The organism is Porphyromonas sp. COT-239 OH1446 (assembly GCF_000768875.1).
In the GTDB taxonomy this organism is placed as follows: Bacteria; Bacteroidota; Bacteroidia; order Bacteroidales; family Porphyromonadaceae; genus Porphyromonas.
Genome location: NZ_JRAO01000010.1, coordinates 192,441 through 210,785 on the forward strand (window position 1 = coordinate 192,441; position 18,345 = coordinate 210,785).

Below are 18,345 nucleotides of genomic sequence, written 5' to 3' on the forward strand. Positions count from 1 at the left end.
CCGTAGATAGTCCGAGGTCAGGGCTTAGCAGGCCTTAGCCTGTATCTCACCTGTCTCAAGTGCAAGCATATAGGGTGTGAAGATGTCGTCCTCGATATGATTGTGGGAGGCTAGATCAGCTTCGCAAGAGAATATGTCATGCAGGACGTTGTTGAGATCATAACCACTAGGGGCGGGGTAATACTTGATTATAAGGTTCTTGAGCTCAGTGATCTTGAGCTCGATCTGGTCGTGGCGTTTGCTAAATATAGAGATCGAGTAATGATCATCCCTCTCGCCGTGGGCTAGTCTGCGGGCATAGGGGAAGACGGTCTTCTCCTCGTAGTTCATATGCTTGCGCACCTCCTCTACATACTCGTCGAAGAAACGACGGATGACAAAAGCTACCTCCTGGGGGCAGTTGGATATAGCCGAGAGTAGACGCTGACGGATCTGAGGCAGGCGAAAGTCGAGGAAATAGCTGTGCGAGTTCGACAAGTAACGCAACAAGCTCTCCAGCTCAATATGCGAGAGCTGCTCAGTGCTCGGCAACTCCCCCGGATGGGTGGCACTATTGAGTAGCAGCAACAGTGTCGGAACGTCCACCCCATGATCGGAACAAACCTGACCAATGGTCTTGTCTGCGAAGCCCAGTGGGATACCAAAGCGTGTGATGATGAGCAGGAGTGAGTAATTGTCACAGATCAAATCACTCATGCGTGTCTGAGCCGTGAAGAATGGTTGTCCCGAATTATTCTTATTGATAGCCATATACTTTGTATTTATTATTTGTTACTACAACAAAAGTAGCTCATTCCTACTGGAGTAACAAAAACTTCTCTCGCATAGACTTCATAATCATCCCTATTAGGTAGGCTCGAAAAAAAACTAGCGAAAAATAGGTATTGCCGATCCTTCCTAGGGGTAGTACCTTTGCAACTGTAGAGTAATTCTTGGCAATCTCTCCTGAATAGCTCTGTAAATAGTAAACCGTTTAAGTGATAAATCGTAGGCAAGTCTTTCTCGGGAGAGAAGGGCTTGCTCCTTTTTAGAGTCCTAGGATACCGACGATCGATGCCAAGGGCAGAGCAAAGCCTCAACAAGGTCTATTAGCACAAAAAGCACAAAACCCACAAGACTCAGCACCACAATCCCGCCATACATATCCAAATAATGGATGCGCATCCAAGCATCCACAATATAATAACCCATTCCTCTCGCAGTGCCGTAGGTCTCGGTAACGAAGAGCACAGATATAGCCGTACCGAGAGCGACCCTAAGGGCCGAGAGGGTCGCAGGCAGCGTCGCAGGCAGGAGAATGTGCCTCAAGGTCTGACTAGATCCTGCCCCGAGAGAGCGAGTGATGGCAAAGCTTTCCCTCGGGATCGAACGTAAGCTATCCCTGAGACTGAGGACGAGCTGAAAGAGGATAATGAGCACAATCATAGCAACCTTCGTCCCCTCGCCCAGCCCACCTAGGAGCATGACGATGGGTAGGAGGGCCAGCTTCGGCACGGGATAAGTCAGGTAGATGAAGGCATCCAGCACCCGGCCAAAGGCTTTATAGCGAAACATGACGAGAGCCAGGACGAAGGCCAGGAGCATCGAGAGCCCAATGCCCCAAAGGATGCGTCCTAGGCTCGCCAATAGATGCTCGGGCAGCCCGCTGGCAAAGACCTCGGACAGATGAGCGTAGACTAACCATGGAGCAGGCAAGAGCTTAGTGGATAGAGCGGCCCAAAGCAGCAACCAGCACAGGTGCAGTACAAGAGCTCCGAGGGCAATCATGGCCCAGGTCGAGCGATAGCGTTTAGTCTGCTGCACAGTCTTGTGTTTGGAGGAGTAATCCGCGCAATTCGCCCGCACTAGCCCCTCGAAGATGATGTGAAATGTATGCTGGATGGCCCGTAAGCAATGCGGCCGAATGCGCTAGAGTAGCCGCCTCATCGGGGCTATGGGTAACGAAGAGAGTCGTCCTCGGATAACGCTCCCAGAGCTGAAGGAATAGAGCCCGACTGCGCTCGGCCGTTAGCACATCGAGAGCAGAGAAGGGTTCGTCCATCAGAAGTAGATCTGCCCGCATGGCAAAGGCTCGGGCTAGAGCCACACGCTGCCTCTGCCCTCCGCTGAGCTCACTTGGGTAACGCTGCAGCAGATCTTCTAAGTGCAGACAATGGATGATCTCGTCTAGGGTCGAGGGATCTACGGCCTCATGCGAGAGGGCGGCAGGTAGGAGGATGTTTTCGCTCACCCGCTTCCAGGGCATCAGACCATAGTGCTGAGGGACGAGGGCTATGTGGTGCTTTCGAGGCGAGAGCCTCTCGCCCGAGAGCCTTATCTCCCCAGTATAGCGGGGGTGTACCCCAGCGATGGCGTTGAGGAGGCTAGACTTGCCTCCTCCCGAGGGGCCTATGAGGGCGCAGATCTCTCGCTCGGGGACAGAAAGGTGAACGTGCTCGAGGACGATGATGCCTCGCCCCCGCAGCTCGTAGTTCAGACTCAGATTCTCTATATGCAGTCCACCCTCTGTCAGCATGAGAGATGTCTGGTTAGTTCTTCGCTTGATAGAGAAGCTGAGTGGGTTGATAGGATTCAGGGATGAGCTGCTTGGCTTTTAACCAAGCGGCGACCTCCTGTAGCGTTGCAGCATTAGGCGTGATCTCTCGGGAATATCCTTCTCTAGAGAGGGAGAGGTCTTGAGCACCAAGTTCTTGGGCTACAAACTGCTTCCATTCAGTGGGGCTCAGCATCTGAATGCGCTCGACAGCGATCTGATAACCCTTGAGGAGCAGGGCTATCGCCTCCTGCTTGTCCTGCAAAGCCTTCTCTGCAATGGCTACTCCCGTGATTTGGCTTTCTGGGCTGCCTGCCGCCAACACACCTGGGATGGTCTTGAGACCAGCTTCGAGAGCAATCTGAGCAAAAGGCTCGGGCAATATAGCCGCATCGACCTGACCAGAGAGAAGCATTTCAAGACGCAGGGGGATCTTCTGTACCTCTACCTTAGTTACCTCCTCGGGAGAGACGCCACTGAGAGCGAGTAGCCTGTCAGTAGCATATTCTATCACTGTATTGCTTGAGAGAGCAATCTCTTTCCCCCTCAGATCTTCAACGCGCTCACATGGAGTATCTGCTGCCGTAATGAAGGCAAATGCACCTTGACATTGCATGCCCAGGCGCAGGGGAAGTCCTTTAGCATGCTGGATCATTACACTTGTATAGTCGGAGATGGAGGCATCCAGCTGTCCAACTTGTAGGGCTACATCTCTCTCCATGGGGGAGTAGAAACGCTCGATCTCGAGCTTCAGACCAAGAGAGTCATAGATACCCTGCTTCTGCGCCCAGGCAAAAGGCAGGTGATCGACAGAAGGCATAATACCCATACGCAGGTTCATCACTTCGTTTGCCTTACGAGAACTAGAGCCCGATCCACAACTTGAGATCAGTAAGATACCCAGGCCCATCAAAAGAGCACAAAAGGCATAGGTTGTCGTAGTCTTTCCTCTATTCATAGTAGATAAATAATTATTATATAATACTTTTCATCAGATAGAAAGTTGTTGGTCAGAGCCCTGGCGGCTCTTGGTCAGTTGCCTCTGCTTACGTTCGTAATAACGGCAATAAGGCCTTAGGCCACATTCATCACACTTGGGCTTGCGGGCCAAACAGATATAACGCCCGTGCAAGATAAGCCAATGGTGTGCCTTGGGAATGAGTTCGCTAGGGATATGTTTAACAAGCTCGAGCTCAGTCTGTAACGGAGTACGTGATCGAGTAACCAACCCCATACGCTCGCTCACCCTAAAGACATGCGTATCGACAGCCATCGTAGGCTGATGGAAGATGACCGAAGTAATGACATTGGCGGTCTTACGCCCGACACCTGGTAGCCGCATGAGCTCCTCTCTCGTCTCGGGGACTTCGCCCGAGAAATCCTGCACGAGCATCTGAGCCAAAGCGACCAAATGACGAGCCTTATTATTCGGATAGCTAATACTTTTGATGACTTCAAAGACCTCCTCTACGCTAGCCCCAGACAGTCGTTCGGGTGTCGGATACTGCATAAACAGATGGGGAGTAACCATATTGACCCTCTTGTCTGTACATTGAGCCGAAAGGACAACGGCCACAAGCAGTTCAAAAGGCGTAGTATAGTCCAGCTCCGTCTCCGCCACGGGCATATTCTTCGTGAACCACTCGATGATGTGGCGGTATCTCTCCTGTTTGTTCACGGGGCAGGCAGGCGTTAGTGTGCGCTCTCGAATTGATCCAAAAATCGCTGATCGTTCTCCGAGAAGAGGCGTAGATCCTTGACTCGATACTTAAGATTGGTGATACGCTCGATCCCCATACCGAGAGCATAGCCACTATACTTATGACTATCGATACCACAGCTCTCGAGCACATTGGGGTCTACCATCCCACATCCTAAGATTTCGACCCAGCCCGTATGTTTGCAGAAGTTGCACCCCTTGCCCGAGCAAATATTACACGAAATATCCATCTCTGCCGAAGGTTCTGTAAAGGGGAAGTAGGAGGGTCGCAAGCGAATGCGAGTCTTAGGGCCAAACATTTCCTGTGCGAAGTAGAGCAGCACCTGCTTGAGATCAGCGAAGGAGACATTCTGATCAATATAGAGAGCCTCCATTTGGTGGAAGAAGCAGTGGGCTCGGTACGAAATCGCCTCATTACGATACACACGACCAGGACAGATGATGCGGATCGGAGGCTCGCTCTGACTCATCACACGAGACTGCACCGAAGAGGTGTGGGTGCGCAGCAGTGTCCCAGGAGCGTTGGCCACAAAGAAGGTATCTTGCATATCTCTGGCAGGATGATCTTCGGCAAAGTTTAGCGAAGAGAAGACATGCCAGTCGTCTTCTATCTCAGGCCCTTCAGCTATAGAAAAGCCCAGTCGAGCAAAGATCGAGCAGATCTGCTCCTGGACAAGGGTGAGCGGATGGCGAGTGCCTAATGGTGCGGGGTAAGCCGTGCGACTCCAGTCAATCTCGGGAGTACGCTTGCTCTCCTGGCTCAACGTCTCCCGAAGATGGTTGATACGCTCTTGGGCAACATCTTTGAGCTGATTGAGCAGAGCTCCGACCTTGCGTTTGTCCTCGTTAGGGAGCGAGCGAAACTCTTCGAACAATTGCCCCACCAACCCCTTTTTGCTGATATATTTAATGCGCAGCTCCTCTACCTCCTGCAGGGACTGACTCTTGAGCGACTCGATCTCCTCGAGTAGGGCTTTGATTTTCTCTTGCATAGTTTGGGCGATTACCTGTAGATCGCAATCTATATTATATAGTGGTACTTCTTTCGTTTTGCTTTTAGTCCATACCTCCCCTACTCCCTTACTGAGCAATAAACTCGAGGTAGAGGGGGGCAAGGCCATGCAAAGTTAGCGAATTTCTACAAGGCTTCTTGCTGCCTTCACTCTTCAAATTACCCCAATGACATCGATCAAGTTACTATGACTGCCTCATACGCTCTCCATCTCAACATCAATAGACTCTCATATGAGGTGTTAGATAGGCGGACTGTAGAGGTCTAGATAGGACTTCGATCGAGGTATAAGTAGGATCGAATGTAAGACATAAGTAGGATCACAATGGAGATCCTATCTGAGTCTCTACAGGAGGTCTAAGAAATAGTGATAGTAGAGCTATCGAGAGAGAGCAATAAATTAGGTGTCTACCTTTTCCCCACAAAGCACAAGGGGCTGCTCTACTTGTTAGAGCAGCCCCTTGTATTTTAAAGAGATGAACCTAAAGGCTCACACTCTGCGAAATGCCTTAGAAGATATACTTGATACCGATTTGGGCCTTCCAGCGAGAGTCCATATCCTGAATAGACCAAATCGTACCAGGATAGGGAGAGAACTTATACTCTTGCTTCTTCGCATTGTAAGAGAGTGGAGTCTGGGCCCATCCGGCCGAATAGGAAATTCCCCAACCACGATTGAGTAGATTGGCCAAGTTGAGCACATCTGCATTCAACTGTAGAGTATGACGACGACCTCCGATGTTGAGATAGAAATCCTGGGCGAAATGCAAATCAATCTTGTGCAAGAAGGGAGCGACGAAGGCATTGCGAGGAGCAAACTGACCACGATAGGCCGCAATCTGTTCGTTTGAAGTAATGAAGTCCTCGAAGGCCTGTCGATTGCTATCATCCACAAACTTCATCTTCTTTAGCTCCTCCTTCGTAGGAATGTACATCAAGTCATTGCCGCTCTCTCCATCACCGTTCATGTCGCTACGGTTATAAGCCAATGAGAAGCGAGGACCGCTCTGACCACTATAAATAAGACCAATAGTTGTGGCGAAGCTACCACCGTATTCTACTCGATAGTTCAATGTACCAACGATACGATGACGAACGTCAAAGGTTGTCAAGGCCTCTTCCATGGCATCCATACCAGCGAAAGTATAGTTATACTTCCAGTTAGATGAAGCTACAGAGCTCGTACCATCGATCACGCCAAAGCTCTTTCCATAGGTGTAAGCCAAAGAGGTGCTGAGGCCGAAATTGAAGTCCTTAGACAGCTGAGCAGAGATATTGTAGCTATATCCCTTGTCCGTGTTGTCGAGCAGCAAGAGGTAAGTAGCCTTGGGATCAACCTTCTTATAGAGAGGACGCTTCATGCTGCCATGATCAAAGAACTCTCCAGAGTAAACCTGATTGAGATTGCGATAGAAAATGTTGTTGAGCGTCTTACTAAACATTCCCTCTACAGTGGCCTTAATATCACCAGGGAGCATAGCCTCCAAAGCAAGGTTTGTACGCAGAGTCTGAGGGAATTTGAAGTCTTTGCTTACCATATTCACCTCTGTATTAGGTCCTCCAGCAGGTGCAATATATTGCTTGTCAGGATCGATATTGAACTTAAAGCCTGGCACACCCTTGTTGAAATCTTTTGAATTCAAGCGTGTTCGAGAGAACTCAAAGCCCGTGTTGCTGAAGCTATTAGACAGCCAAACGAAAGGAATGCGACCAGTGAAGATCCCAACTCCTCCACGAAGCAAATACTTACGAGCCTCATCGAGGTGATAGCGGAAGCCAAAGCGAGGCGAGAGCAGAGGTGTGCTGCTGGGCATAGTGTTGTTCTGCACACCATATTTCTTGGCAATAGGCCCAGCATTGAAGTCCTTATTCTCACTAGGCTTATCGAAGAAGATAGGAACGTCGATACGTAGACCATAGGTTAGACGGAGGCGATCATTCACCTTCCAGTCATCCTGTGCATAGAAACCAAGCTGGGCAGCACCGAAACCAGGTGCATAACGCTTAGAGCCAGTTACGCTCTCTATCGAGAAAGAGTAGTCATAGCTATCAGGCATCTTCTCATCAGAGGTGCCGATGCTTAGGAAGTCTGCCAGCGACTTGTAGACATAGGACCCATAGTTGTTTTGGATGAAGAGATTGCGGATCTTAAAGAGCTCGTTGTGTGTACCGAGCGTAAGGGTGTGATTACCAAAGTTGAGGGTCAGATTGTCCGTGATGTTGAAGATATCCTGATCCAACGCATTAGCCGAGCTGTTACGCTCTGGACCAAGATAAATATTGCTATTCCCATCAACGATCTGAATGCTAGGCATGGGACGACCTGCGACATTGCGGTGGTCACGGATGCGATTATAACCAACACGAAGTTCGTTGGATACTGTACTGCTGAAGGTTGAGTTGAGTTCCCCTACGAATGAATGGGTCTTATTAACAAAGGTATAGCCATTGTTGAGGAAGCGAAGCGTCTGAGGGCCATTGCTGAAGACATACTTAGAGGCATCGAGGAAGCTATAGCGTAGGCTCAGACGATGACCATGAGCGACATTCCAATCGATACGAGCCAGGGCCTTATAACTACGCGTAGGTACATCAGTGGCATCGTAGCCGCCTGCATCATAACCACCAGTGAGTTCCTTGACCTTATTAGCGATCTGCTTAACAGTTGCCTCCTGCACCTGCTGCGTTGGCTCGCCAATGAGGTAGCGAGAGGGATAACGAGAGTCATTAAGCTCTGCATTGACGAAGAAGAAGAGCTTGTCCTTGATGATAGGCCCTCCGAGAGTAAATCCAGTAGAGTAATCGTGCTGCTCTCCTAGCTTGGTGCGGTTCTTAATGTCTGCCCCAGGCGTAGTGCCGAAGAAGTTGTGATCCTTGTAGAAGGCATAGGCAGAGCCCTTGAAACTATTCGTACCGCTCTTGGTGATAGCATTGATACCACCGCCAGTAAATCCGCTCTGACGCACGTCAAAGGGGGCAATAAGCACTTGAAGAGCATCGATTGCCTCTAGAGAGATAGGAGTAGCACCAGCCTGACCGCCATTAGTCCCAGAGCTAGCAAGGCCAAAGACATCATTGCTCACCGCTCCGTCGATTTGGAAGCTGTTGTATCTGTTGTTGCTCCCTGCGAAGCTCACAGCACCATTGCTCGAGATGCTAGCCATTGGAGAGAGCTTAGCCACGTCGAAAAGGCTACGCTCGATGCTAGGGGTACGCTCGATAGCTTTGCGAGAGAAGTTCGTCCCTGCGCCCGTACGTCTAGCGTTGAAGGCAGAGCCTGCCGAAGCCGTAACAACCAGCTGCTGGAGAGACTGGACATCGTCCTTGAGCTGGAAGTTAAAGGTCTCAGTCTCTCCGAGAGAGAGCTGAACATCCTTCACTTGAGCCTTCTGATAGCCCACAAAACTTACCTCAATGAGGTAAGGTCCTCCAGGGCGGAGACCAACGATGGTGAAGTTACCCTTGGCGTTGACACTTGTACCCTGGATAGAACCAGTGGGCAAGTGCTTGACGACAACCGATGCTCCAATAAGAGCTTCCTTGGTTACGGCATCTGTAACTGTACCCGTAACTGCGGAGGTTGTTACCTGAGCTTGAAGCCCAAATGTAGCCAAACTGACGACCAGTGCGACTGCAAACCGAAGTAGATGTTTCATCATAACTTTTGGTGGTTAATCATTAAGTTGATTTGAACGTGTAAGTGCTTTATCTAACTTATACTTAGAATAACTTTCGACCCCTATTTGTTCGCTCGCCAAGGGGGAAAGTCTGTCGAAGGGATAAAAAGAATAAGGACGGACGCACTCCACCAAAATTGTGAAGGATGCATCCGTCCTTTATCTTCAGATCATACAAGTCTGATTATTCGGCTGTGGGCTCTTGAGCAGGAGTTTCTTCGTTAGCTTCCTGTTCAGCGGCAGCCTCAGCGGCGGCCTGAGCTTCAGCGGCCTTCTTCTCAGCTACGAGCTGAGCCTTAGCCTTGTTTGCAGCTACCTCTGCCTCGAAGGCAGCCTTAGCAGCATCCTGCTTAGCCTTGTTGATGTTAGCCTTGAGCGTACCGAGGGCATTCTCACGGCTCTGCTGCCAAGCAGAGAACTTAGCCTGGGCAGCCTGCTCATCGAAGGCACCCTTCTTCACTCCACCCTGCAGGTGCTTCATCAGCAGAACGCCCTCGTGAGAGAGGATGCTGCGAGCCGTGTCTGTGGGCTGAGCTCCGGTATTAAGCCAATACAAAGCGCGCTCGAAATTCAAATCTACTGTGGCAGGATTGGTGTTAGGGTTATAAGTACCAATCTTCTCAATAAACTTGCCATCACGTGGCGCTCTACTGTCTGCGACAACGATCTTGTAGAAGGCGTAAGCCTTGCGACCGTGTCTTTGCAATCTGATCTTAGTTGCCATAAATAATTTTTAAGTATTCTTGCTTGCGTAATTGCATTAGCGGTGCAAAGGTAGCAATATTATTGCTTCCCTGCAATCCCCCTGGAGCCTACCGAGAGAGGAGCTACTCCTTGACGTTGGGAAGCTCAAGGCCGTAGCCCTTCTTTCTATCCATCGCCTTGAGGACGAAAGCCAGCACTAGAGCTGCGACACCGAGGCTGGCGAAGACGAGCATAGGCTGTGTATAGTTATAGAGCAGAGGATCTTCTACACCTGGATTAGATGATCGCAGCACTGCTCCGATGACCATGGGCAGGGAGTAGAGACCGATGTTCTGTATCCAAAAGATCACGGCATAGGCAGAGCCCAGGAGGCGTTCGTCTACCAGCTTGGGCACAGAGGGCCAGAGCGAGGCGGGTACGAGGGAGAAGGAGATCCCCAGCAGCACAATGGCCCCGAGAGCCACAGGCGTAGCCAGCGATGAGCTGATATGGGGCAGGAAGGCAAAAGTCAGATGGCAGACAATCATCAGGACAGCACCGATAATGAGCATCGAAGCCCCCTTACCCCTACGATCGAGGAAGTTCCCCAAGAATGGAGTAATGGCTGCAGCCCCTAGGGGGAACCAAAAGAAGATCATACCAGCATCCTCGGCACTGATCTGTAGGTTGCACTGGAGCATGTTGATCGCATACTTTTGGAAGGGGAAGATAGCAGAGTAATAGAGCACACACAGCAAGGCAACGATCAAGAATGTAGGACTGGTGAAGAGCGAAACGAGATCCTTGGGCTTGAAGGGATCGTCCTTCTCCTCGTTAGAAGCTCCCACCTCTCTGTCGAGCTTACGATCCATGAAGAAGAAGGCTATGAGTGAGAGCAAGCCGATGAATACTAGGGCTGTACACAGCAGCACAGGACGAGAGATATCAATCACCCCCCCCATCCCGAGGGCCTTAGGGCCGAGCAGTACTACGACAGCGACACCGATACGAGCGATGGCCATCTCTAGCCCCATCGCCAGGGCCATCTCGTAGCCTCTAAACCACTTAACGATAGCACGAGAGACTGTAATACCAGCCATCTCTACACCACAACCAAAGATCATAAAGCCCACGGCTGCCATCTTGGCCGAGGCGGGCATCCCTGCATAGAAGGGGGTAATATTCCACCACTCACTGGGAAAGTTGAGGTTGTTGCTGAACCAAGCCTCGGCAGAGCTGCCAATAAAGGCTTCAGAGATCGCAAAGTACTTGACCAGAGCACCCAACACCATCACAACGCCCGAGAGGATGGCTGTACGCCTAGCCCCGATAGTATCGAGGATGATCCCAGCGAAGATGAGGAAGAAGACAAAGACATTGAGAAACATCTCAGAGCCGGCAAAGTGGCCATAGGCACTAGGATCCCAACCTCTCAGCTCCTGCAGATTGGCCTGTAAGGGGGAGAGCACGTCCACAAACATGTAGGCAAAGAACATGGTTGCAGACAGCAGGATAAGGGCTGCCCAGCGGTACAGGGGTTTATCCCTCATCGTCAGTTTTACTTGTTCTGTCATAGTTTATTCTTTATTAGATAGACAATAATCATTGAATGCTCTCTAGGAGGTCAGCCACAACGAAGTTGCTCCCCCCAACGAAAATAAGGTCTCTAGAAGAGGCCGAGGCTCGAGCGGCCTCAAGGGCCTCTGCGACGCTGGAGTAGACCTCACCCTCGAGCCCCTCTTCGTGGGCCCATGCAGCCAAACGCTCTGCGGGCAGAGACCGTGGGGTACTTGCCTGGGTGAAGTAGTACTTGGGCCATCGGGGCAGAAGCTTGAGCACTGCGGCGACATCCTTGTCCGAGGCCATCCCCAGGACGAAGTGGGTATGCTCGTAGCAGTAGCGCAAGCGACGAAGCTGCTCAGCGATCTGAGCCAGGCCGGCGGCGTTGTGCCCCGTGTCGCAGACAAGGCGAGGATGCTTGGAGAGTGTCTGCCAACGACCCATCAACCCCGTGAGACGACACACCCCAGCGAAGCCCTGGGCTACGGCCGAGGGGGTGATCTCAAACTCCCCTCGCAGACACTCTAGGGCCGTCAAGATCGTACGGGTATTCTCCACCTGGGCAAGACCTGTCAGTTCGCCTCTCACGACACCCCAGTCTCGGGTCTTGTAGAGGTAGCCGACATCCATGAGGGTGGCCTCCTGGAGCGGTGCTGCCTCCTCGGCTAGGAAGAGGGGAGCACTCTGCTGCTGAGCCTTGGCCTCAAGAGCCTCCCGCACCCCCTCGCCCGAGGCGTTACCCACGACGACAGGGGTAAGAGGCTTGATGATGCCCGCCTTCTCGGCTGCGATCTGCCCTAGGGTATTGCCGAGGAATTGTGTGTGCTCGAGGCTGATATTCGTGATGATACTCAGCACGGGACGAATGATATTGGTGCTATCGAGCCGTCCGCCTAGCCCTACCTCGATGACTGCCACATCGACCTCACTGTGGCGGAAGTAGCAGAGAGCCATCATCGTCGTCAGCTCGAAGAAGGAGGGGTGGATCTGCTCCACCTCACCCCGAGCTTTCATCACAAAATCAGCGACATAGTCTTGAGTGATCATCTGGCCATTGACCCGAATACGCTCTCTAAAGTCCACTAGATGTGGAGAGGTGAAGAGCCCCACACGATAACCAGCCGACTGTAGGATGGCAGCCAGTGTATGCGAAGTAGAGCCCTTGCCATTCGTCCCCGCTACATGGATGCAGCGATAGGATGTGTGCGGGTGATCATAGAGGGCATCTAGGGCTTCAATGTTGCCCAGGCCAGGCTTGTAAGCCTGGCCACCGATATGCTGATAGACAGGCGTTGCCTCGTAGAGATAGGCTACAGCCTCCTCGTAGGTCATAGGTGCTTAGAGTGTGCCTCGGATGATTGTTTGGTCTCGGTCTGGGCCTACAGAGATGAGGGCGATGGGCACGCCGATCTCCCCCTCGATGAAGGCAATATACTCTCGCAGAGCAGCCGGGAGCTCCTCCTCATGGCTCATCTTCGAGGTATCTTGCCCCCAGCCCTTGAAGCTCTTATAGACGGGACGATAGCTCTCATTGAGCTCATAGGGGAACTCACTAGAGACCCTACCCTCATGCTCATAGCCGACACAAACCTTGATCTCCTCGAAGGTGTCCATGACGTCGCTCTTCATCATCATGAGCTTCGTAACCCCATTGATCATTACTGTATAGCGAAGAGCTACAAGGTCTAGCCATCCACAGCGACGCTTACGCCCTGTTACAGAGCCGAACTCATGCCCTAGGCGGCAGAGCTCGTCCTCTGTCTGGTCGAAGAGCTCTGTGGGGAAGGGGCCTGCCCCCACTCGGGTGCAATAGGCCTTGAAGATCCCATAGACCTGGCCAATGCTGCTGGGAGCAACACCCAGACCTGTGCAGCAGCCTGCACAGATCGTATTGCTAGAGGTTACGAAGGGGTAAGAGCCGAAGTCAATATCCAGCAAAGAGCCCTGTGCTCCCTCGGCCAAGACGGTCTTGCCCTCTCGGAGGCTATTGTTAATAAGCCATTCACTATCGACAAAAGTGAAGGCCTTGAGCTGCTCTACGGCCTCGAGCCATGCACGCTCTAGCTCCTCCAGATTGCCTAGGGGGAAGTCCATAGCTTTGAGCATACCGAGATGTCTCTGCTTGGCCTGCTCGTACTTGTTCAGGAAGTCATACTCTATATCCCCGACACGTAGGCCATAGCGGCCGATCTTGTCCGTATAGGTAGGACCAATGCCCTTGCCCGTCGTGCCGACCTTGGCATCTCCCTTGGCGGCTTCGTTGGCTGCATCCAGCAAGCGATGTGTGGGTAGAATCAGATGTGCCTTGCGAGAGATAACGAGACGAGTAGTCAGATCGTGTCCACTACGCGAGAGAGCCGTAGCTTCGTCGACAAAGAGAATTGGGTCTAGGACAACCCCATTACCAATCACGTTGAGCTTATCCCCCTGGAAGATACCTGAGGGGATCGAACGCAATACATACTTCTCTCCGTCAAACTCTAGCGTATGCCCTGCATTAGGTCCACCCTGGAAGCGAGCGACGAGGTCATACCGAGGGGTCAATACATCTACGATCTTACCCTTACCTTCGTCTCCCCACTGCAAACCCAGCAGTACGTCTATTCTTTTCATGTCTTATATCATAAGAATTGATAATCATTATCTAAGTATGGCCCGCCGCAAGCTCGGCTCGGACAAGCATCTGCAAATATAACTGATTTTGCACAGAGTACCCCGTCCAAAAGAATAAAGCTGAGCGGTTAAAATGTCTTCACCGAGAGGGTTTCCTCGATAACAAGATTTCAAAGTCTCCCCTTCGCCCCCCTCTAAGCCCTAGTCAGATGCTGGCCTCTCGCCCCCCCCATCTAACGAGCGAAGGCTCTCTCGAGGCCTCCTCCACCCCTACGATAGCCTCCAGTCCGAGGCCCTATACCCCACTCAATAGCTATCCCGATGGGGCCTCGAGGGAGGTATCAGGAGGAGTTCCATTTCGTTCCTACTTATATCACAATTGAAGTATAGATAGGATCGCAAGTGAGACTCAAGTAGAAGCTCCGCCTCGATCCTATCTATACTTCGATCGAGGCCCTACTTGTACCTCCATCCAGTGTCTAGAGAGATCTCCGCCGAGGTCTTGCGAGCACCTCAGACGGTTACTATCGAGGCCTCAGCGGAGCAGCTATACGGAGGCAAGCCATAGACTGCTCGGGGGCTAAGAGTATGGGCACAACAAAACCCATCCACGATGAGCCTCGAGAGTCTTCATCGTGGATGGGCAGAGCTGAGCATCATTGCCCAGGCTTCACGCAACAGACTATCTAAAAGAGATAGAGAGCCCGCCCCTCTTGCTAATGCAGGGCGGCTAGGCGTAGGATCTCCCCGATCGTGGGGTGTGGGAAGACGAAGCGGCTGAGCTCACGCAGCGTCATCCCCTGCTCCACGGCCATAATCGCAGGGGTGAGGATCTCTGAGGAGACATTGCCCAAGAGGTGCGCTCCCAGCAGATGGCCAGAGGTATCAGTGAGCAGCTTACAAGTGCCGCTACCCATCTCGTTCTCAATGACAAATCGTCCCGATAGGGTCATGGGGACGTGATGCACCCGATATTCGACGCCCTCAGCACGTAGTTCCTCCTCAGTCTTACCCACCGAGGCAATCTCGGGATCAGTATAGACGATACCAGGGATGGCCCGATAGTTCATGGGCTCGGGACGTTCGCCGACGATGTGATCGACTGCCACAACACCCTCTCGAGTAGCCGTATGCGCCAGCATCGACGTACCATTAAGGTCTCCAATGGCATAAAGCCCTGGGACATTGGTTTGCATGTATTCATCCACGACGACAGCACCTCGGGCACAGGCAACTCCCAAGGTCTCCAGACCAAGATCCCTCATCACAGGGCGACGACCCACACTGATGAGCACTCGATCAGCTTGTAGCTCGATAGACCCCTCCTCATTACGGGCATAGACGATGCCATCTCGGATCGCCTCGACACGGGTGGAGAGGTAGAACTTCACACCTCGCTTCTCAAAGACTTGACGCAGCTCCTCGGACAGCTCTCCATCCACAGGGCCTAAGATCTTGGGCAGCATCTCAACGACAGAGACCTCGACGCCCATAGTATTGAAGAAGGAGACAAACTCCATCCCGATGACTCCAGCACCGATAACAACGAGCCTCTGAGGCAATTCCTTCACCTCTAAAGCTTCGCGAGCGGTCCAATACGAGCCCTCCTCAAGCCCTTCGATGGGAGGGATGAAAGCCTCAGAGCCTGTAGCTAGGATCACCTTGCGGGCCATATAGGTATCCCCCCCAGCCTCGAGCACAAAGCCCTCATCACGACGCTCCAGCAGGCGAGCCCCTTCGCAGACGAGCCTGACACCATGCTGTTCGAGGCTCATCTTGATACCAGCACCGAGCTTCTTGAGAATCTTCGTCTTGCGAGCCATGAGCTTCGAGAGCTCTAGGTTTACATCGCTAGCAGAGATGGCATACTTGCGTCCCTGCTGCGCTTGGGAGTAGAGATGTGCCGAATGCAAGAGGGTCTTGGTTGGGATACACCCCTCGTTGAGGCAAACGCCTCCGACCTTATTCTTCTCAAAGAGTACTACAGAGAGGCCCTGAGCGGCTGCGTACTCAGCCGTATCTGCCCCTGCAGGGCCAGCCCCGATAATCGCTAAGTCGTAGATCATAGCTGTGTGATGTGAATGGATTGTGGTTGAATAGTTACTGCCTCGCATTGTATCGAAAACGAGGTACAGGGGCTAAGGTAGTGATTTTTGCACAATCTCCTCCACCAAAGCCTCAATACTTGCCTTGGCGGGCAGAGCCGCAACCGAATAGCCCGCAGCCGTGATGGTCTCGGCCGTTACTGTACCGATGACGGCCAGGCGACACCGATGCAGCTCCTCCTGCAAGCCATACCGATGCACAAGGTCGAGGAAGTTGGTCGCTGCGGACGAACTGCAGAGGGTAATCCAGCTCGTCCCCCTCGAGATGAGCGAGCGGATATACTCCTCATCGTGCTCGATGGGACTCGGGCTATAGAGATCCAGCTCGGTACACACAGCTCCCGCCGCCCTAAGCCCCTCGGCCAAGAGTCCACTCGAGCGAGCCGACTGAGGCAACAAGACCCTCTGTCCGGGGCTTAGCCTAGGGGCTAGCTCTCGAGCCATCACTTCGGCCGTATAAATGCTCGGGATGAAGTCGGCCTCGAGGCCATACCCTCTAAGGGCTGACTGCGTTGCCTGCCCGATCACGCCGATACTGAGACCTGCGAGGGCACGAGCATCTCTACCCAGCAGAGAGAGTCTTTCGAAGAAGAGGCGCACAGCATTGGCCGAGGTCAACAGCAGCCAATCATACTCGTCCAAATGGGCAATAGCTTCATCAATCTGCCCCCACTCCTCGGTCGGAGTAATGGCTATTGTCGGTAAGAGGTGTACCTCTGCTCCCTCTCGCTCGAGACGCTCAGAGAGCGACGAGGCCTGTGCCTCGGAGCGTGTAACGACGATCCTCTGCCCGACGAGCCTGCCTGGACGATACCAGGCGAAGTCTTGCCCCCAGGCGACCACATCCCCGACGACGAAGAGCCCTGGAGAGTAAGCCTCATAGCCCTCTGTGCTCAAGGCAAATTGCTTGAGCGACTGAGACAGCAGACGCTGTGAAGGCAAAGTGCCATGGGCAATGATCGCTGCCCTATGTTCCTGTGGCATCCCGTGCTCCATCAGCTCTCGGGCGATCTCAGGCACGGCACGCATGCTCATGTAAAAGACGAGCGTACCCTCGAGACGGGCATAAGCTCCCCAGTCGAGCTGTGGCAAACCACCCTGCTGTGTCGAGGCGGTAATCAGGGTTACCGAGCGGCTAAGCTCCCGTTGAGTTACGGGGATACCGCAGTAGGCTGGAGCGGCAATGCCAGCCGTTACTCCTGGGACTATCTCGTAGGCAATGCCATGGCTGTGCAGAGTGGCCATCTCCTCCCCCCCTCGACCGAAGACAAAGGGGTCGCCGCCCTTGAGGCGAACGATCTTCAACCCCTCACCCTCCTGAGCTAAATCGACGAGCAGGGCATTGATCTCCTCTTGCGTCATCGAGTGCCGACCGGCTCGCTTGCCCACATACTCGAGGCGGGCCGTAGGGGAGAAATACGACCGAATGGCTGGGCTGACCAGGGCATCATAGACGATAATATCGGCCTCAGAGAGCAGCTGAGCCGCCCCGAGGGTGAGCAGGGAGGGATCACCTGGGCCTGCCCCAACAAGGTAAACAGTTGTCCTCATCTCTTCTCGTGCAGGCAAAGCAGTTCATTCCTCAAGGCCATTAGGGTCTCAGCGAGGCCCTCTAACGAGGAGCTCAGCGATCGGTGTAACGCCTCTGAGCCATCCTCTCGGGCATAGAAAACCTCGAGCCGAGCCTGAGAGCCCTCTATCTGACACAGGCAACCCAAGGGCAAGGCACAGCCCCCACCGAGGCTGGAGAGTAGTCTACGCTCCGTCTCGACCTCGAGGGCCGTCTGATGGTGATGGATCTTGGATAGCAGGCGAATGAGAGCCTCGTCCTCGGCTCGGGTATGTACAGCTATAGCCCCCTGACCTGGTGCAGGGACCATCACCTCGATGGGTAGGACTTGGGCGATCTCGTGCTCGAGCCCTAGACGCTTGAGACCTGCGTAGGCCATCACGATGGCATCGTAATCGCCTGAGCGCATCTTGGCGATCCGCGTCTCCACATTGCCTCGTATCGGGCGAATATCCAGCTGCGGATGATGCTGGCGTAGCTGATAGGCTCGACGCCGACTTGACGTGCCGACAATAGCCCCAGGGCCAAGCTCCTCGAGGCGACGGCCCAGTAGCACATCGCAGGTACACTCTCGAGGCAGGAGGGCCGCCACACAAATCCCAGCCACAGGCTCGACGGGCAGATCCTTGAGGCTATGTACAGCCATATCGATAGAGCCCTCGAGTAGCTCCTGCTCGAGCTCTTTGGTGAATAGCCCCTTGTCGCCCGAGGCATCGAGGGCCAGTTGGAGGAAGCGGTCTCCCTTGGTCTTGATAACCCTGACCTCGATCTCGAGGCTCGGATCATGCTCGAGAAGGGCATCTCGCACCATATAGGTCTGTACCAGGGCTAGACGACTGCCCCTTGTGCCAATGACGATCTTCTTCATGAT

14 protein-coding genes are annotated in these 18,345 nt (G+C 53.0%); all 14 read right to left on the minus strand.

Features of this window, described 5'->3' with window-relative positions; translation table 11 throughout:
• Window positions 1-24: 24 nt before the first annotated feature.
• The 14 genes from HQ37_RS02485 to hemC all read right to left on the minus strand — a co-directional run bounded on the left by HQ37_RS02485 (window position 25) and on the right by hemC (window position 18,342).
• The gene (locus tag HQ37_RS02485; protein WP_052080699.1) at window positions 25-750 is read right to left on the minus strand and encodes a hemerythrin domain-containing protein; all 726 of its coding nucleotides are present in this window, start codon (window positions 748-750) and stop codon (window positions 25-27) included.
• Between the two features lie 285 nt (window positions 751-1,035).
• Window positions 1,036-1,767 carry an ABC transporter permease gene (locus HQ37_RS02490; RefSeq protein WP_036880236.1) on the minus strand — a complete coding sequence of 244 codons (732 nt, stop codon included), beginning with the start codon at window positions 1,765-1,767 and terminating at the stop codon, window positions 1,036-1,038.
• 22 nt (window positions 1,768-1,789) lie between these two features.
• Window positions 1,790-2,515 (minus strand): ABC transporter ATP-binding protein, encoded by a 726-nt coding sequence (locus HQ37_RS02495; protein ID WP_036879895.1) that lies wholly within the window; start codon window positions 2,513-2,515, stop codon window positions 1,790-1,792.
• Window positions 2,516-2,528: 13 nt separating this feature from the next.
• Window positions 2,529-3,491, minus strand: coding sequence for an ABC transporter substrate-binding protein (locus HQ37_RS02500; RefSeq protein WP_081951729.1), 963 nt, complete (start codon window positions 3,489-3,491; stop codon window positions 2,529-2,531).
• 33 nt (window positions 3,492-3,524) lie between these two features.
• Window positions 3,525-4,211, minus strand: a complete 687-nt coding sequence (gene nth, locus HQ37_RS02505; RefSeq protein WP_036879897.1) for an endonuclease III — start codon at window positions 4,209-4,211, stop codon at window positions 3,525-3,527.
• Window positions 4,212-4,225: 14 nt separating this feature from the next.
• Window positions 4,226-5,245 carry a phenylalanine--tRNA ligase subunit alpha gene (gene pheS, locus HQ37_RS02510; RefSeq protein WP_036880247.1) on the minus strand — a complete coding sequence of 340 codons (1,020 nt, stop codon included), beginning with the start codon at window positions 5,243-5,245 and terminating at the stop codon, window positions 4,226-4,228.
• Between the two features lie 529 nt (window positions 5,246-5,774).
• On the minus strand, window positions 5,775-8,924 hold the full coding sequence (locus tag HQ37_RS02515) for a TonB-dependent receptor (protein ID WP_200879446.1): 3,150 nt from the start codon (window positions 8,922-8,924) through the stop codon (window positions 5,775-5,777).
• 202 nt (window positions 8,925-9,126) lie between these two features.
• On the minus strand, window positions 9,127-9,666 hold the full coding sequence (locus HQ37_RS02520; protein ID WP_036879903.1) for a 30S ribosomal protein S16: 540 nt from the start codon (window positions 9,664-9,666) through the stop codon (window positions 9,127-9,129).
• A gap of 103 nt (window positions 9,667-9,769) precedes the next feature.
• Entirely contained in the window at window positions 9,770-11,200 is a 1,431-nt protein-coding gene (locus tag HQ37_RS02525) for a nitrate/nitrite transporter (protein WP_036879906.1), read from the minus strand.
• A gap of 28 nt (window positions 11,201-11,228) precedes the next feature.
• The gene (locus tag HQ37_RS02530) at window positions 11,229-12,518 is read right to left on the minus strand and encodes a folylpolyglutamate synthase/dihydrofolate synthase family protein (protein WP_036879908.1); all 1,290 of its coding nucleotides are present in this window, start codon (window positions 12,516-12,518) and stop codon (window positions 11,229-11,231) included.
• A gap of 6 nt (window positions 12,519-12,524) precedes the next feature.
• Window positions 12,525-13,799 (minus strand): adenylosuccinate synthase, encoded by a 1,275-nt coding sequence (locus tag HQ37_RS02535; RefSeq protein ID WP_036879911.1) that lies wholly within the window; start codon window positions 13,797-13,799, stop codon window positions 12,525-12,527.
• Between the two features lie 716 nt (window positions 13,800-14,515).
• Window positions 14,516-15,865 (minus strand): dihydrolipoyl dehydrogenase, encoded by a 1,350-nt coding sequence (gene lpdA, locus HQ37_RS02540; RefSeq protein WP_036879915.1) that lies wholly within the window; start codon window positions 15,863-15,865, stop codon window positions 14,516-14,518.
• 72 nt (window positions 15,866-15,937) lie between these two features.
• Window positions 15,938-17,455 carry a uroporphyrinogen-III C-methyltransferase gene (cobA, locus tag HQ37_RS02545; RefSeq protein ID WP_036879918.1) on the minus strand — a complete coding sequence of 506 codons (1,518 nt, stop codon included), beginning with the start codon at window positions 17,453-17,455 and terminating at the stop codon, window positions 15,938-15,940.
• On the minus strand, window positions 17,452-18,342 hold the full coding sequence (gene hemC, locus HQ37_RS02550; protein WP_036879923.1) for a hydroxymethylbilane synthase: 891 nt from the start codon (window positions 18,340-18,342) through the stop codon (window positions 17,452-17,454). Before hemC ends, cobA begins: the two co-directional genes overlap by 4 nt.
• Window positions 18,343-18,345: the final 3 nt, after the last annotated feature.

Excerpts from the sequence above, each read along its gene's own strand:
- HQ37_RS02485 (WP_052080699.1), bottom strand. The coding sequence starts at position 750 with ATGGCTATCAATAAGAATAATTCGGGACAACCATTCTTCACGGCTCAG.
- HQ37_RS02490 (WP_036880236.1), bottom strand. The coding sequence starts at position 1,767 with ATGATTGCCCTCGGAGCTCTTGTACTGCACCTGTGCTGGTTGCTGCTT.
- HQ37_RS02495 (WP_036879895.1), bottom strand. The coding sequence starts at position 2,515 with ATGCTGACAGAGGGTGGACTGCATATAGAGAATCTGAGTCTGAACTAC.
- HQ37_RS02500 (WP_081951729.1), bottom strand. The coding sequence starts at position 3,491 with ATGAATAGAGGAAAGACTACGACAACCTATGCCTTTTGTGCTCTTTTG.
- pheS (WP_036880247.1), bottom strand. The coding sequence starts at position 5,245 with ATGCAAGAGAAAATCAAAGCCCTACTCGAGGAGATCGAGTCGCTCAAG.
- HQ37_RS02515 (WP_200879446.1), bottom strand. The coding sequence starts at position 8,924 with ATGATGAAACATCTACTTCGGTTTGCAGTCGCACTGGTCGTCAGTTTG.
- HQ37_RS02520 (WP_036879903.1), bottom strand. The coding sequence starts at position 9,666 with ATGGCAACTAAGATCAGATTGCAAAGACACGGTCGCAAGGCTTACGCC.
- HQ37_RS02525 (WP_036879906.1), bottom strand. The coding sequence starts at position 11,200 with ATGACAGAACAAGTAAAACTGACGATGAGGGATAAACCCCTGTACCGC.
- HQ37_RS02530 (WP_036879908.1), bottom strand. The coding sequence starts at position 12,518 with ATGACCTACGAGGAGGCTGTAGCCTATCTCTACGAGGCAACGCCTGTC.
- HQ37_RS02535 (WP_036879911.1), bottom strand. The coding sequence starts at position 13,799 with ATGAAAAGAATAGACGTACTGCTGGGTTTGCAGTGGGGAGACGAAGGT.
- lpdA (WP_036879915.1), bottom strand. The coding sequence starts at position 15,865 with ATGATCTACGACTTAGCGATTATCGGGGCTGGCCCTGCAGGGGCAGAT.
- cobA (WP_036879918.1), bottom strand. The coding sequence starts at position 17,455 with ATGAGGACAACTGTTTACCTTGTTGGGGCAGGCCCAGGTGATCCCTCC.
- hemC (WP_036879923.1), bottom strand. The coding sequence starts at position 18,342 with ATGAAGAAGATCGTCATTGGCACAAGGGGCAGTCGTCTAGCCCTGGTA.